The 15,864-nt window shown below is 27.8% G+C and carries 17 protein-coding genes and 1 pseudogene; 16 read left to right on the top strand and 2 right to left on the bottom strand.

The genetic code is table 11. The features are described 5' to 3' along the window. Positions 1-15 precede the first annotated feature (15 nt). Together JG676_RS09125 and JG676_RS09120 are read right to left on the bottom strand one after the other, a co-directional pair. On the bottom strand, positions 16-297 hold the full coding sequence (locus JG676_RS09125; RefSeq protein ID WP_306464875.1) for a hypothetical protein: 282 nt from the start codon (positions 295-297) through the stop codon (positions 16-18). Then, positions 298-977: pseudogene (locus JG676_RS09120) on the bottom strand (DUF2779 domain-containing protein); the annotation flags it as partial. A gap of 717 nt (positions 978-1,694) precedes the next feature. On the opposite strand from JG676_RS09120, the gene mapA reads away from it, so the two are divergent. The 16 genes from mapA (at position 1,695) to JG676_RS01745 (ending at position 15,862) form a co-directional block, all read left to right on the top strand. Then, a complete protein-coding gene (gene mapA / locus JG676_RS01820) occupies positions 1,695-2,339 on the top strand; it encodes an outer membrane lipoprotein MapA (protein ID WP_200168977.1) in 645 nt (214 codons plus the stop codon). After that, a complete protein-coding gene (locus JG676_RS01815; protein WP_200217143.1) occupies positions 2,336-2,911 on the top strand; it encodes a ComF family protein in 576 nt (191 codons plus the stop codon). Before mapA ends, JG676_RS01815 begins: the two co-directional genes overlap by 4 nt. Positions 2,912-2,950: 39 nt before the next feature. Next, positions 2,951-5,521, top strand: a complete 2,571-nt coding sequence (gene gyrA / locus JG676_RS01810; RefSeq protein ID WP_200168979.1) for a DNA gyrase subunit A — start codon at positions 2,951-2,953, stop codon at positions 5,519-5,521. A gap of 45 nt (positions 5,522-5,566) precedes the next feature. Continuing rightward, positions 5,567-6,085, top strand: a complete 519-nt coding sequence (flgP, locus tag JG676_RS01805; RefSeq protein ID WP_200217142.1) for a flagellar assembly lipoprotein FlgP — start codon at positions 5,567-5,569, stop codon at positions 6,083-6,085. After that, the gene (locus JG676_RS01800) at positions 6,061-6,510 is read left to right on the top strand and encodes a hypothetical protein (RefSeq protein WP_200217141.1); all 450 of its coding nucleotides are present in this window, start codon (positions 6,061-6,063) and stop codon (positions 6,508-6,510) included. Before flgP ends, JG676_RS01800 begins: the two co-directional genes overlap by 25 nt. Positions 6,511-6,668: 158 nt before the next feature. Then, positions 6,669-7,967: a sigma-54 dependent transcriptional regulator gene (locus tag JG676_RS01795; RefSeq protein ID WP_200217140.1), complete on the top strand. Its 1,299-nt coding sequence runs from the start codon at positions 6,669-6,671 to the stop codon at positions 7,965-7,967. A 3-nt stretch (positions 7,968-7,970) separates the two neighbouring features. Then, positions 7,971-8,999, top strand: a complete 1,029-nt coding sequence (locus JG676_RS01790; RefSeq protein WP_200168983.1) for an aspartate-semialdehyde dehydrogenase — start codon at positions 7,971-7,973, stop codon at positions 8,997-8,999. Between the two features lie 18 nt (positions 9,000-9,017). Next, positions 9,018-9,524, top strand: a complete 507-nt coding sequence (locus JG676_RS01785; RefSeq protein WP_200168984.1) for a YqhA family protein — start codon at positions 9,018-9,020, stop codon at positions 9,522-9,524. A gap of 52 nt (positions 9,525-9,576) precedes the next feature. Then, positions 9,577-9,765 carry a mini-MOMP protein gene (locus JG676_RS01780; protein ID WP_200217139.1) on the top strand — a complete coding sequence of 63 codons (189 nt, stop codon included), beginning with the start codon at positions 9,577-9,579 and terminating at the stop codon, positions 9,763-9,765. A gap of 10 nt (positions 9,766-9,775) precedes the next feature. Beyond that, positions 9,776-10,204: a cytochrome c gene (locus JG676_RS01775; RefSeq protein ID WP_373563787.1), complete on the top strand. Its 429-nt coding sequence runs from the start codon at positions 9,776-9,778 to the stop codon at positions 10,202-10,204. A 19-nt stretch (positions 10,205-10,223) separates the two neighbouring features. Beyond that, the gene (locus JG676_RS01770; RefSeq protein ID WP_200168987.1) at positions 10,224-11,339 is read left to right on the top strand and encodes an ABC transporter substrate-binding protein; all 1,116 of its coding nucleotides are present in this window, start codon (positions 10,224-10,226) and stop codon (positions 11,337-11,339) included. Between the two features lie 18 nt (positions 11,340-11,357). Next, the gene (locus tag JG676_RS01765; RefSeq protein ID WP_200217138.1) at positions 11,358-12,467 is read left to right on the top strand and encodes an ABC transporter substrate-binding protein; all 1,110 of its coding nucleotides are present in this window, start codon (positions 11,358-11,360) and stop codon (positions 12,465-12,467) included. A 7-nt stretch (positions 12,468-12,474) separates the two neighbouring features. Then, positions 12,475-13,371: a branched-chain amino acid ABC transporter permease gene (locus JG676_RS01760; protein WP_200168989.1), complete on the top strand. Its 897-nt coding sequence runs from the start codon at positions 12,475-12,477 to the stop codon at positions 13,369-13,371. A gap of 1 nt (position 13,372) precedes the next feature. Further along, positions 13,373-14,413, top strand: a complete 1,041-nt coding sequence (locus JG676_RS01755) for a branched-chain amino acid ABC transporter permease (RefSeq protein ID WP_200217137.1) — start codon at positions 13,373-13,375, stop codon at positions 14,411-14,413. Next, complete coding sequence (locus JG676_RS01750; protein WP_200168990.1) at positions 14,410-15,180, top strand: ABC transporter ATP-binding protein; 771 nt, start codon at positions 14,410-14,412, stop codon at positions 15,178-15,180. Before JG676_RS01755 ends, JG676_RS01750 begins: the two co-directional genes overlap by 4 nt. Next, entirely contained in the window at positions 15,167-15,862 is a 696-nt protein-coding gene (locus tag JG676_RS01745; protein WP_200217136.1) for an ABC transporter ATP-binding protein, read from the top strand. Before JG676_RS01750 ends, JG676_RS01745 begins: the two co-directional genes overlap by 14 nt. Positions 15,863-15,864: the final 2 nt, after the last annotated feature.

The following is a 15,864-nucleotide window of genomic DNA, read 5'->3' as shown; positions in this document are numbered from 1 at the left end:
TTTTGAAATTAAAATTTATTTTACACATTCTTCTAAATGTTTTAAAATTTTTACCATTGCCAAAGTGTCTAGCTTGCAATATTCCAATAAGGCTTTACGATATTGTTCTTGGATATTTTGAGACATATTTTGCATATTTTCAAAACTTTGCATCGCTTCGCTTCCATTGTGGATTAAATTTAAATTCTTGTAAGCTTGTTCCATTTCGGGAATTAAAGCAGGTAAAACTTTTTTTATAGAAAAACTTCCTTGCATTTTATAATGATAATAGTCTTTGTTTTTAAATGGTAGCATCAAATCTTTTATATTATTCTCTGTATTTAATAAATGTTCTTTAAATTCGGGATATAATGTAGATAATTTTTAATAACCCCTTTTTCAAAACTCGCATTATAGGTAAGCACACACGCATCTTTAGGGATATCATTAACTAATTTTTTTGCTAACTCATATCTTGGATCTACACCACAAGCACTTAAAAATTCTTTATGCTCTAAATAATCCTTATAATCTATATGTAAAGAATACTGAAAAGGAATTTGCATATAAGGTTTTGTATCTTTAAATTCAGGTATAGCTTGTGTAAAAGTTTCAAAGTCCAAATGATAGATAGGATAACTTAATGAATTTAATGTATTTAAAAAGGTTTTAATTTTTTCCTTATCAATATAAATTTCTTTATTTAATGATGCTCGAATTTGGATTTGTTGTTCTTGATTAAAAGATGACAAATCTTTTAAATCTTCAAAATTTATGATATTTTGATAATAAAGTTCAAATTTTTTATTTTTATTAAGTCGCGTTAAATTAAAAATATTTTCTTTTTCGCATAAATTTCTTTGTTTATCCCAGCAATATAAATAACAATCGCATTCATAAGGTTCAAAACATTGAATTCCTATATTAATATTTGGCTCTTTTTTTTCTTGTAAAATTTGCTCAAAATTTTCTAAATTCTTTTTTACTTCATCTTGCATCAAAATAAGCTCTTGGGTGATATTATTAATGCTGAAAAGTGCTTTAATATCAAGTTCATCTTCTCTAGTGTATTCATTATTAATATGGATTAAATTTACTTGTTTGATTTTATAATTTAAATTTGATAAAACATAATATTGCAAAGCGCTATCATGTAAGTAAATTTCTTTTAAAGCAATGGAGCTTTTAACTTCATTAAGTATAAGCCCATCTTTTATATTTTCCAATATATCAGTCATAATAATAATGCCATTATAAGAAAAGGTAGCTTCATAGATAATTTTTTGATTATTTTCTAATAAAGTCTTAGTTTGCTTACATTTTTCTTCAAAAGAACTATTTTCAAATTTTATTTTAATTCCATCTGGAAAAAGCTTGCAGGCTAATTCTCCAACCTTATTGCCTGTATTAATTTAGCTAAAGTATTTTCATCTACGCTTAAAATTTCGCTTTTATAGGTTTTTAACCATAAAGATTTAACACATTAAATTCCTCTTGTATATCTTGATTTTGAAAAAACATATTTTTCCTAATTTTTGATTTATTTTTAATATTATATTAAATTTTTCTTATTAAATTAAAGAAATATATGAAATATTTTAAAGTAATATAGATTTTAATTATTTTTTTATATTAATTTAACTATTTTTAAATTTGGCTTGAAATTTGCTTGATTTTTAAATACAATTAAAAATATAGAAAGTTAAGGAGATGTGATGTTTATCAGACTTGTGATTTTTATAGCAAGTATTTTTATTTTAAGTGCTTGTGCAAATCGTCAAGATACTTTTGCTCAAGTAAATCAAGTTTCTAAAAATTCAGGATGCACCTCTTGTGAAAGTCCAAGTGGTTTTGAAGCAAAAATAAAAGGACTTTTGTATATTAGTGATGTGGGTATTGAATGTTGTGCTAATAAAAGAACTCTTGATACTGGTGTAGCTTTAAAAAAAGTTTATTTACATAGATTTTATGATTTAAGTGAAGATAAAAAAACTTTATTTACTAATAATCAAAAATATTTTGTTGATACTCAATTTAATGCTGTTTTTTATGTTTATTTAAAACAAGAGCTTGAGTCAAGAGGGATTGTAGTATTGGAAAACAATAATGACAATTCTCCTTATGTAACTAAAGTTGATCTAGCTTTTATTGACTATAATTCTAAAAAAGATTCTACAGGGCTTCATTCTAGATTGGTTGGGGTTTTATCTCTTTATGACGTAAATAAAAATAGAAAATTTACCATACGCACAAAACAAGATGTACAAGGTTTTGATAACCTAAAAGAAATCACTTTCTATACTCATCTTTTGATTAAACAAATGGCTAATAAAGCAGCAAGTATCATTGCCTCACTTTGAAATGTTTTAATTGTGAGGAATTTGCTCTTTTAGGATTCTGTGATAAATGCAAGGAAAATTTAAAAGAGCTTTCCTTAAGCATAAGAATGCTTGATAAAAATTTTAAAGTTTATTCTTTTTATAAATATGAACAAATCAAGCATCTTCTTTATTCTAAACACCATTTTTATGGATATTTTGTTTTTAATATGCTTGCAAAATTAAGTTTTAAAAAGTTTAAACATTTTTTTAATCCAGATATAAAAATTAATGCTATAGCTTTAGATGATAAGGTTGAAAATTTGCTTTATTCTCATTCAGCAATTTTACTTAGATATTTAAAAAGCAAAAATATTAAACCAGTTTATGGAGCACTTCATGCTCAATCTAATGTAAAATATTCAGGTCAAAATATGCAATTTCGTCAGCAAAATAAAAGAAATTATAAGCTTTTAAAAAAAATAAATCATCCTGTAATCTTAGTTGATGATGTTGTAACTTCTGGTTCTAGTTTATTGGAAGCTAAAGAACTTTTAGAAAAAAATAAAATTTTTGTTCTTTTTGCTCTTGTTTTAGCTGATGCAAAAGAATAATTTGATACAATAATCATTTTTTAGGCTTTAAGGATTTTTATGGAAAATATTTTTAACAAAGATACTGATATTGATCTTATTGATATAGAAAATTCTATTAAAAGTAGTTATCTTGATTATTCTATGAGTGTTATTATAGGACGTGCTCTACCTGATGCAAGAGATGGTTTAAAGCCAGTTCATAGAAGAATTTTGTATGCAATGAATGATCTTGGAGTAGGCAGCAAAAGTAAGCATAAAAAATCAGCACGTATTGTGGGGGATGTAATAGGTAAGTATCATCCTCATGGAGATAGTGCTGTTTATGATGCTCTTGTAAGAATGGCTCAAGATTTTTCTATGCGTTATCCAACTATAGATGGACAAGGAAATTTTGGATCTATTGATGGAGATAGTGCTGCTGCTATGCGTTATACTGAAGCTAAAATGACAATTTTAGCAGAAGAGCTTTTAAAAGATATTGATAAAGATACAGTTGATTTTATTCCAAATTACGATGGAACAACTACAGAGCCAGATATATTACCTTCTAGGGTTCCAAATCTATTGCTTAATGGATCAAGCGGTATTGCAGTGGGTATGGCAACAAATATTCCACCGCATAGTTTAAATGAATTAATAGATGCAATTTTATATTTAATTGATCATAAAGAAGCAAGCTTAGAAGAATTAATGCAATTTATTAAAGGGCCTGATTTTCCAACAGGAGGTATTATTTATGGAAAAAAGGGGATTATAGAAGCCTATAAAACAGGAAGAGGGCGTATTAAAATTCGTGCTAAAACACATATAGAAAAAAAAGTAAATAAAGACATTATAGTTATTGATGAGCTTCCCTATCAAACCAATAAAGCAAGACTTATAGAACAAATTGCTGATTTAGTAAAAGAAAAACAAATTGAAGGAATTTCAGAAGTTAGAGATGAAAGCGATAGAGAAGGAATACGTGTTGTTATAGAACTTAAACGTGAAGCAATGAGTGAGATTGTTTTAAATAATCTTTTTAAATCAACAACAATGGAAAGTACTTTTGGTGTAATTATGTTAGCTATTTATAACAAAGAGCCAAAGATATTTTCTTTAATAGACCTTTTAAATTTATTTTTAACTCACAGAAAAACAATTATCATTAGAAGAACGATTTTTGACCTTCAAAAGGCAAGGGCTAGAATGCATATTTTAGAAGGATTAAAAATTGCACTAGATAATATCGATGAAATCATAGCTTTAATTAAAAATAGCCCTGATAATACAAAAGCTAAAGAAGAATTAGTTATAAAATTTAATTTAAGCGAAATTCAAGCAAGCGCTATTTTAGATATGAAGCTTGGACGTCTTACCGGACTTGAAAGAGAAAAAATTGAAAATGAGTTAAAAGAACTTATTTTAGAAATTGATAGACTAGAAAAAATCTTAAAAAGTGAAGTTTTATTAGAAAATTTAATAAAAGAAGAGCTTAAAGAAATAAGAACTAAATTTGATGTTCCAAGGATTACCCAGATTGAAGATGATTATGATGATATTGATATTGAAGATTTGATACCAAATGAAAATATGGTTGTTACCATAACTCATCGTGGTTACATCAAACGTGTGCCAAGTAAGCAATATGAAAAACAAAAGCGAGGAGGTAAAGGAAAACTCGCAGTTACTACCTATGATGATGATTTTATTGAAAGCTTTTTTACTGCCAATACTCATGATACTTTAATGTTTGTAACTGATCGCGGCCAACTTTATTGGCTTAAAGTTTATAAAATACCTGAAGGAAGTCGCACAGCAAAAGGAAAGGCTGTTGTAAATCTTATCAATCTTCAAGCTGATGAAAAAATTATGGCTATTATTCCTACTACAGATTTTGATGAGAGTAAATCTTTATGCTTCTTTACTAAAAATGGTATAGTAAAAAGAACAAATTTAAGTGAATACCAAAATATTAGAAGTGTTGGAGTAAAAGCTATCAATCTTGATGAAAATGATGAGCTTGTTACCGCCATCATCGTTCAAAGAGATGAGAATGAAATTTTTGATAAAAATGATGAAGAAAATATACAAGAAGAAGTAAATGTTTTAGAAGAGAATGCAGACTTAAACGATAATATTCAAGGAAAAATGCTTTTTGCTGTTACTAAAAAAGGTATGTGTATCAAGTTTCCTCTTGCCAAAGTTAGAGAGATTGGTCGCGTAAGTCGAGGAGTAACCGCTATTAAATTTAAAGAAAAAAATGACGAATTAGTTGGGGCTGTTGTCATAGAAAATAACGAACAAGAAATCTTAAGCATAAGTGCTAAAGGTATAGGTAAAAGAACTACTGCTGGAGAATATAGACTTCAAAGTAGAGGTGGAAAAGGTGTTATTTGTATGAAGCTTACAGATAAAACTAAAGATTTAATTAGTGTTGTTATTGTAGATGAGAGCATGGATTTAATGGCATTAACAAGTAGCGGTAAAATGATACGCGTAGATATGCAAAGTATAAGAAAGGCTGGAAGAAACACAAGTGGAGTTATCGTTGTAAATGTAGAAAACGATGAAGTAGTTAGCATAGCTAAATGTCCAAAAGAAGAAAATGAAGAGGAGGAGGAAGAAGTAAATTTAAATTTGGAATAGTTTTTGCTTTTTAACTTGGAATTACAATATATTGAAGGTGTATATATGAAAAAATTATTTTTTATGCTTGTTATAGCAATGGTTTTTGGTGGATGTGTTCCTAATACAACAAAAATGAACAATACAACTGCAAATAATACAGTTGCAAATAACAATCCAGATATTATTGTTCAAAAAGTTGATAAAGATGATGTAAGAAATATCATCAAAGAAGAAAAAATGTTAGCTCCTGATGTTAGCGAAACAGAACTTAGCTTTACAGCTGTTGGAGAAGGAATAGCTCCTTTAAATACCGTATCTTCCGCTCAAGCTTTAGCGCTTGCTAAAAGAGCTGCAATAACTGATGCTTATAGACAACTTGCAAGCAAACTTTATGGAGTGAAAGTAAATGGTAAAGATACGGTAAAAGATGCTATGCTAAGAAGTTCAACAATTACTGCTCAAGTTAATGGACTTATAAAAAATGCAAGTATAATTGATGAAAGTTTTAATCAAGGACTTTATAGAGTTAATGTAGAACTTAAAATAGATGCAGACAAGTGGAAAGAATTATTTGCTTATTAATTTTATTAAATTTAAAACTATTTGCCCAAGATGAATTTATATTTTGGGCTGAACTTTCTAGTAAAAATTTAATTCTTTTTCATCAAAGTCAAAATATATCCTTAGCAATGACAAAAAGTGATAATTTTCTTAGTGATTTTGTATGCGAACTCCCCTATACTCAAAAAGACTATCTTAAATTTCCTAAAAATTCTTTAGGATTTATTGATGAAAATATGCCAAAAAAGATTAAATTAGATTTTTTAAATGCACACAAAGATGAATTAAATGAATGCTTTATAGGAGCTAAAATTCAAATAAAAAGTTTTACCCAAACAAATCTTTTAAAAGCTCAAAATGAAATTTATATAAAAATTTTACCCCTTCGTTTTAGTGTTGATTTTGGTTCAAATAGTGCACTGATTTACTATCTTAGAAAAAAATAAATATAAATTATTTTAAATAAAATTAATTTTTAATTATCTTGTAATTAACAGATGAAAATTTTATATATAAAAATAATTTAAAAATTAACAAATATTTAATTTTACCTTTTTTAAAGTTCTATTTTGCTAATATCTAAGAAAAAGTTAAAGGTTGATTTATGAATTTGGTTATAGTCGAAGATGATATCAATATGCGCAAATCTCTTGAAATTGCTTTGGCTGAATATAAAGAATTTACAATCAAATCTTATAAGTCTGCTACAGAAGCCTTAAAAAAACTTGATGATAATGTAGATTTAATTATTACAGATATTAATATGCCTGGTATGGATGGGCTTGAATTTATAAAAGCTTGTCAAAATAAATATGATTTTATAATAATGACAGGTAATGCTACATTAAATCGTGCTATTGAATCAGTAAGACTTGGTGTAAAAGACTTTTTAACTAAACCTTTTGATATTGAAACATTAATTCAGGCTATAAAAAGAGCTAAAATTATTCAAGAAAAAACAAAAAAAAATCCAAGAAAAAAAGAAAATTTAGATAATAACACTAAAGATTTTTTTGCCTCTTCTGAAAAATTAGAAAAAATTTTAGATTTAAGCTTAAAAGCGGCAAAAACTGATGCTTCTATAATGCTTTTTGGAGAAAGTGGAGTTGGAAAAGAAGTTTTTTCAAGATATATACACAAAAATAGCAAAAGATCAAATATGCCTTTTGTAGCTATTAATATGGCTGCTATTCCTTCAAATTTGATTGAAAGCGAATTATTTGGCTTTGAAAAAGGAGCATTTACTGATGCTAATTCATCAAAAATGGGACTTTTTGAATCAGCTAACGGCGGAACGCTTTTTTTAGATGAAATTGGGGAAATGCCTTATGAAATTCAGGCAAAACTTTTAAGAGCATTACAAGAGAAAGAAATTACAAGATTAGGATCAACTAAGAGTATTAAAATTGATATTAGATTAATTTGTGCAACCAATGCTAATTTAGAAGAAAAAATTCAAAAAGAAGAATTTAGATCTGACTTATATTATCGTTTAAATACTATTCCTATCAATATTCCGCCTTTAAGAGAAAGAAAAGAAGAAATACTTGATATTGCTAAGAAAATTTTAGAAGATACCTGTAAAGAATACGACTTTAAAAATAAAAAATTTTCCAAAAAAGCAAAAGAAGCACTACTTGATTATGATTATCCAGGGAATATTAGAGAGTTAATTTCAATTGTTCAAAGAGCTTGTATTTTAAGTGATAGTGATGAAATTTTGATTCAAGATCTTTTTTTGGAAGCAAGAAAAACAAAAAAAGAGATTAAAAATCTTGAAAAAGATTTAATTATTGAAGTTCTTCAAAGTGTTAATTTTAATATAAAAGAGGCTAGTGATATTTTAGGAATGCAAATTCATATTCTAGAAGAAAAAATTCAAAAATATAATATTAAAGGATAAAAAATGCCAAAAAAGCAAAAAATTGCCATAGTTGGAGCTACAGGTGCCGTTGGTGAAGAAATTTTAAATGTTTTAGATGAATTAAAATTTCCAGTAGAAAGTATATTGCCTTTAGCTAGTGCCAAAAGTGCTGGGAGTGAAGTTGAATTTCAAAATAAATATTATAAAGTTCAAGAACTTAACGAAGAAGTTTTTAAAAATAATAAAATTGACATAGCTTTTTTTAGTGCTGGAGGTGAAATTTCTAAAAAATATGCCAAAATAGCAGCAGAAAATAAAGCTCTTGTGATAGATAATACAAGTTATTTTAGGATGGATAAGGATATTCCTTTAGTTGTTCCTGAATGCAATAGCGAGGATATTAAGCTTTATAAAAAAACCGGAATTATAGCAAATCCTAATTGCTCCACTATTCAAATGGTACATATTTTAAAACCCTTAGATGATGTTTTTGATTTACAAAGAGTTGATGTAAGCACTTATCAGGCCGCAAGTGGCGCAGGAAAAGAGGGAATGAAAGAGCTTGTTGAAGCAATGCAAAGTTTTTTTGCTTTTAAATTAGATGAATTTCAAAGCAAAACTTTCCCATATACCTTAGCTCTAAATTTGATACCACAAATTGATGAATTTATGGAAAATGGTTACACAAAAGAAGAATTAAAAATGATCAATGAGACTCAAAAAATTCTACATAAAAAAATTGATATTTCAGCAACTTGCGTTAGAGTTCCGGTTCTTCGAAGTCATAGCGAGTCTTTAACTTTACATTTTAAAAAAGAAGTTAATGTAAATAAGGCAAAAGAAATTTTAAAAAATGCACCAAGTGTTGTTTTAATGGATGATATAAAAAATAAAAAATATCCTATGCCTCTTTTCACAAGTGATACAAATGAAACTTATGTTGGACGTATCAGAGAAGATATTAATCATAAAAATATATTGCATCTTTGGTGTGTAGCTGATCAGATTCGTGTAGGAGCAGCAACAAATGCAGTAAGAATTGCTCAAAAATATTTAGAATTAATTAAGTAAAATTTTAAAAGGAGTGCAATGTTAGAAAAATTTTTTGAATCTTTACTAATTAGAAGTCGTATTGTTACGATTTTACCTGTTATTTTTGGACTTATTGGTTCTTTTGTTTTATTTATTATTGCAAGTTATGATATTTTAAAAGTTATTCTTTTTACCTACCAGTATTTTTTTATTAGCAATTCTCAAATAGATTTACACGATGATGTTATAGGTCTTATTATTGGTGCTGTTGATTTATATTTAATGGCGCTTGTTTTATTTATTTTTTCTTTTGGAGTATATGAGCTTTTTATTAGCGAAATAGAAGAATTTAAACAAACAAAACAAAGTAAAGTTTTAGAAGTTCATAGCTTAGATCAACTTAAAGATAAACTTGCTAAAGTTATTATTATGGTTTTAGTGGTTAATTTTTTTCAAAGAGTGTTGCAAATGAAATTTAGCTCTCCACTTGATATGAGCTATCTTGCAGCATCTATTTTAGCTTTATGTATAGGACTTTATTTTTTACATAAAGGCGGTCATTAATCAGTGGTTATTTTTTTTTGCTATAATCAAAAGTTATTTTTAAAGTGATATTGTGAAAATAATATTTATCTTGATAAGTTTATTATCTTTTTGTTTTAGTACTCCTTTGGATGAAATTTTTAAAGATATTAATGTTTCTGGAGTTATACGCTACAGATATGAATATCATAAGATAAATGGTTTTAATCAAAAACAACAAAAATATCACAATAAAACAAATATTGAATTTTCTATAAAATAAAGGTTTTGTAATTATGTTTAGATTGATATTGCTTATATTAGTTTTTAAAAGTCTGCTTTTTGGTATCAATTTGAAGTCTATTTTTGATTATACTTTTAATACGAATAAAGAATATGATTCTCAAAGAGGAGAAGAAATTTATTTTCAAAAAAAATGTAATGTTTGTCACGGCAATCAAGGAGAAAAAAAATTTTCTAACTCTAAAAGATTAAAAGATATGACTCCAGAACAGATAAAAGCTTCTTTAATAGCTTATACTCTTGAGCCATCTAAAACAAATACTCAAATGGCTTTATATGCAAGAGAATTAAGTCATAATGATATAGACAATATCATTGCTTATCTCAAAGGTGGGGATTTTGCTTTTAAAATTCAAGAAAAAGAGTTGTTAGAAGAAGAACCTCCTAAAAAAACTGAACACGGAACTTTTATAAAATAATATTTTAAGGAAAATATTAATGAAAAAAAATGTTTTTATATTATGTATTTTACTTCTTGGTAATTATATTAATGCAAAAGAAGTACGTCTAGGAGTTGCACTACCTCTTACGGGTTCTGTTGCTGCCTATGGGCAAGATATTTTATCTGGAATAGAAGTTGCAAGTAAATTAAATTCTAAGCTTTCAAATGGAGATGAAGTAAAGGTTATTCTTATTGATACTAAAGGGGATAAGCTTGAAACATCAAATGGTCTTAATCGTCTTATTTCTCAAGATAAAGTTTTAGGACTTATTGGAGAAGCAACAACTCCAAATACTATTCAAGCTATTTCAATTGCTGAGGATAAAAAAGTTCCTATTATTGCACCAGTGGCTTCTGGTGATAAACTTTTAAACAAAAAACAATATGCAAGTAGGGTATGTTTTAAAGATAGTTTTCAAGGAGAAAAATTTGCCTCTTATATTGCTAAAGAGCTTAATTTAAAAAATGTTGTAATTATCATAGATCAAGGTAATATTTATTCCTTAGGTCTTGCTAAAGCTTTCGAAAAGGCCTTTGAAGAAAATGGTGGAAAAATAATCAAAAAATTAATTATTAATTCTGGAGATAAAGATTTTAGAGCTATAGCTTCTCAGTTAAAAAGCTTAAATCCTGATTTTGTTTATATGCCTATTTATCACCCAGAAGCAGCTTTAATTGCAAGGCAAGCTAAACAAATTGGATTTGATAAAATTTTAGCCGCTGGAGATGGAGTAGCAAATCAAACCTTTATAAAACTTGGGGGAAATTCTGTGGATGGAGTGATTTTTACCGATAGCTTTGATTTCAATAATCCTACAACAGAGCTTGGAAAAAAATTTATATCAGCTTATGAAAAAGAAAAAGGAACTAAAGAAGTCCCTGCATTTTCAGCTATGGGTGCTGATGCTTATTTTGTAATGGTAAATGCTATGAATGAATGTATTGCTAATCTTAATACAGAATGTATTAATAATAAAATTCATCAAACTAAAAATTTTCAAGGTGTTAGCGGGATAATTAGCATTGATGAAAGTGGAAATGCAATTCGTTCCGTAGTGATCAAAGAAATCAAAAATCAAAAACAAGTTTATAAAACAAGTATAAACCCATAAATATTAAAAGGTAAAATAATGAAAAAATTTCTAATTTTAATAAGTTTTTTGACTTTATCCTTAAATGCGAAAGAAATAAATTTAGGAATTATACTCCCATTAAGCGGTTTAACTGCTGCTTATGGGCAAAGTGCTCTAGAGGGTATTAAACTTGCTAATGCTTTAGAAAATACACTAAAAAATGGTGATAAAGTGAATTTGATTGTTATTGATACAAAGGGAGATAAAATAGAATCCTCAAGTGGAACCAATCGTGTTATTTCTCAAGATAAAGTTTTAGGACTTATTGGAGAAATGGTTACAGCTAATACCTTACAAGTTATGAAAATAGCTGAAGATAATAAAATTCCACTTATTGCACCTGCTGCTACTGGAGATAGATTGCTAGATAAGAAAAAATATTCAAGTAGGGTGTGTTTTAGTGATAATTTCCAAGGCTCATCTATGGCCAAGTATGTTTATAATACCTTAGGTTATAAAAATGCTGTAATTATAGTTGATCAAAGCAATGATTATTCTTTAGGTCTTGCTAAAGCCTTTGAAAAAGAATTTAGTTCAAATAATGGTAAAATTTTAAAAACAATTAGAATTAATTCTGGAAATAAGGATTTTAAAGCTATTGTTACTCAGATCAAAAGCATCAATCCTGAATTTATATTTTTACCTATTTATTATACAGAAGCATCTTTATTTGCAAGACAAGCTAGAAATTTAAATCTTAACACCCCAATGGGTTCTGGAGATGGAGTAGCAAATCAAACCTTTATTGATTTAGCTTTAGAAGCTAGCAATGGCTACATTTTTACCGATAGCTTTGATTTCAATAATCCTACAACAGAGCTTGGAAAAAAATTTATATCAGCTTATGAAAAAGAAAAAGGAACTAAAGAAGTCCCTGCATTTTCAGCTATGGGTGCTGATGCTTATTTTGTAATGGTAAATGCTATGAATGAATGTATTGCTAATCTTAATACAGAATGTATTAATAATAAAATTCATCAAACTAAAAATTTTCAAGGTGTTAGCGGGATAATTAGCATTGATGAAAGTGGAAATGCAATTCGTTCCGTAGTGATCAAAGAAATCAAAAATCAAAAACAAGTTTATAAAGATATTATTAACCCTTAGGAATATTATGGATTTAACTTTATTTTTGCAACAACTTATTAATGGTTTAAGTTTAGGAAGTATGTATGCGCTTATTGCAGTAGGCTATACAATGGTTTATGGTGTTTTACGACTTATTAATTTTGCCCACGGGGATATTATGATGGTAGGTGCTTATATAGCACTTTTTAGTATATTAAATTTTCAAATTCCTTTTTTAGGGGCTTTATTTTTAGCAATGATTTTTGCTGCGTGTGTAGGTATTGCAACTGATAAGGTAGCTTATAAGCCTTTAAGAAATGCTCCAAAAATTTCATTACTTATAACAGCAATTGGTATAAGCTTTCTTTTACAAAATCTTTTTAATATGTTCTTTACTTCAACCCCAAAAGCATTTCCAGTCCCGAGTATTTTTGAAGAAAATATTGTTTTTTTTAATATTAGCATTACTTTTGGAAGCTTACTTGTCCCTATAATAACATTTGTTATTTTACTTATTCTTCTTTTTATTTTACACAAAAGTAAATATGGTATTGCTATAAGAGCTTTAGCTTTTGATATTCAAACCGTAAATTTAATGGGAATTAATGCAAATCGTATTATTGCAATTGTTTTTGCATTAGGTTCTTCTTTGGCAGCTGTTGGAGGAGTATTTTGGGCTACAACATATTATTCAATTGAACCTAGCATGGGAACTCTAATAGGTCTTAAAGCTTTTGCAGCTGCTGTATTAGGTGGTATTGGATCAGTTGTTGGTGCCGTGCTTGGAGGACTTATTATAGGGCTTACTGAGGTAATAGTTGTAGCTTTTTTTCCAGATCTTTCTGGCTTTAAAGATGCCTTTGCTTTTATTTTTTTGGTTTTTATTTTGATTTTTAAACCAACAGGAATTTTAGGCATTAATTTTGAAAAAAGTAGGTTTTAATATGAGTAAGACTAAAAGTTTGCATATATTATTTTTAATTATCTCAATTTTATTTATATTTTTATCTCCACAAATTTTTAATGATTATGGAATGAATATTATTAATCAAATTGCTATTTTTATTATTTTTGCAGTAAGTTATAATCTTATTAATGGTGTAACAGGACAATTTTCTCTTGAGCCTAATGGCTTTGTAGCTATAGGTGCTTATGTGACTGCTTTAATGCTTTTAAGTGCTGAAGCTAAAAATGAACAATTTTTTCTTGATGGACCTAATTCTTTTATTTTAATGATGCATACAAATTATTTTATTGTTGCTTTATTACTTTCTGGAATTTGTGCTTGTTTATTATCTTTGATTCTTTCTTTTGCCGTTTTTAGGGTAAGAGGAGATTACTTAGCAATTGTAACTTTGGGTTTTGGTATTATTATTAAATTATTAGCACTAAATTTTTATTCAATAACAAATGGATCGCGTGGTTTTATTGATATACCGCAATTTTCAAATATTTTTTGGACAGGTTCTATTGCGATTATTTCAGTTATTTTAATTTTAAATATAGTTTATTCTAAATATGGAAGAGCTATGAAAGCCATTAGAGATGATGAAGATGCGGCTAGTGCAATGGGAATTAATACCTTTTGGATTAAAACCTTAGCTTTTGGAACTTCAGCATTTTTAGAAGGTGTCGGAGGAGGTTTATTAGTTTGCTTGCTTACAACTTTAACTCCAGATCAATTTGATTTTTTGTTTACTTTTCAACTTTTAATTATTATAGTTTTAGGAGGACTTGGTTCTACAACAGGAGCTATAATAGGTGCTATATTAGTAATCGGAGGAAGTGAGTGGCTTAGATTTTTGGATGAAAGTATGAATATTTTTGGCTATCAAATTGACGCTATGCCGGGTTTTAGAATGGTAGTTTTTTCTCTTATTTTAATTTTAGTAATGCTTTTTGCTAGAAAAGGTATTATGGGGAATAAAGAGTTAATTGATATTTTATTTTCACTAAAAAAATATCAAAAAAGGAGAAAGAAGTGATTTTAGAATTAAAACAAATTTCTAAAAATTTTGGCGGTGTTCAAGCTATCAATGAAACTTCTTTTAAACTTAAAGAGGGTGAAATTTTTGCTCTAATTGGTCCTAATGGGGCAGGAAAAACAACTTTATTTAATATAATTACAGGAAATTATAAACCAACAAGTGGTGAAGTTTATTTTAACGGGCAAAGAATTGATACATTAAAACCTTACAAAATAGTACATTTAGGTATTGCAAGAACCTTTCAAAATATAAGACTTTTTTCAAGTATGAGTGTGCTTGAAAATGTTTTAATAGGCTTTAATCATAAAATGAAATACAATATTTTAGAAGCTTTTTTGCATATTGGAAGATTTAAAAAAGTAGAAAAAGAATTTAAAAATAAAGCTTATAAAATCTTAGAAGAGCTTGGAATTGAAAAATTAGCAGAAGAAAAAGCTACTAATTTAAGTTATGGACAACAAAGAAAAGTTGAAATTGCAAGAGCTATGGCAACTGAACCAAAATTACTTTTACTTGATGAACCTGTTGCAGGAATGAATGGATCAGAAAGTGATGATTTAGCAGAGGTTATTTTTAAGCTTAGAAATGAGCATAAAATTAGCGTTTTATTAATAGAACATGATATGAAATTTGTTAATAAGCTTTGTGATAGAGTTTTAGTTCTTGATTATGGAAAAACTATTTTTGAAGGAAAACTAAATGATGCTGTTAATCATAAAGAAGTTATTGCTGCATATTTAGGAGATTTTGATGTTAGTAGTTAAAGATTTACACGTTTACTATGGCTTAATTGAAGCGGTAAAAGGAATTGATTTTAAAGTCGAAACAGGTCATATTGTTTCTTTAATAGGTTCCAATGGTGCCGGTAAAACTTCTACTTTAAATGCCTTACTCAATTCTGTAAAAAAAACGGGAGAGGTTAATTTTTTAGGATACGAAACTTCAAGACACCTAACATATACTTTAGTTCAAAAAGGAATAGCCTTAGTTCCAGAAGGTAGAAGAGTTTTTATTAATCTTAGTGTAGAAGAAAATTTAAAAATAGGGGCTTTTAATAATGCTGAAAATTATGAACACTTAAGAGAACAAATGTATAGACTTTTTCCAAGACTTGCTAATAAAAAAAATACATTAGCTGGAAATTTAAGCGGTGGAGAAGCTCAAATGCTAGCCATTTCAAGAGCTTTAATGAGCGAACCTAAACTTTTAATGCTAGATGAACCTTCTTTAGGCCTTGCACCTAAAATAGTAGCAGAAGTTTTTGATATTATTGTTCGCTTAAAGCAAGAAGGGATTACCATACTTTTAGTAGAACAAAATGCTTATTCTGCTTTAAAAATTAGTGATTATGCTTATGTTTTAGAAAATGGACACATAGCTATGCAAGGAATTGCGAAAGATTTAATTGGCAATGATGAAATTCGTAAGAAATATTTGGGACTCTAAGG

The organism is Campylobacter sp. 2018MI34 (genome assembly GCF_016598975.1).
Lineage (GTDB): Bacteria > Campylobacterota > Campylobacteria > Campylobacterales > Campylobacteraceae > Campylobacter_D.
This window is presented reverse-complemented; position numbering and strand designations above follow the sequence as displayed.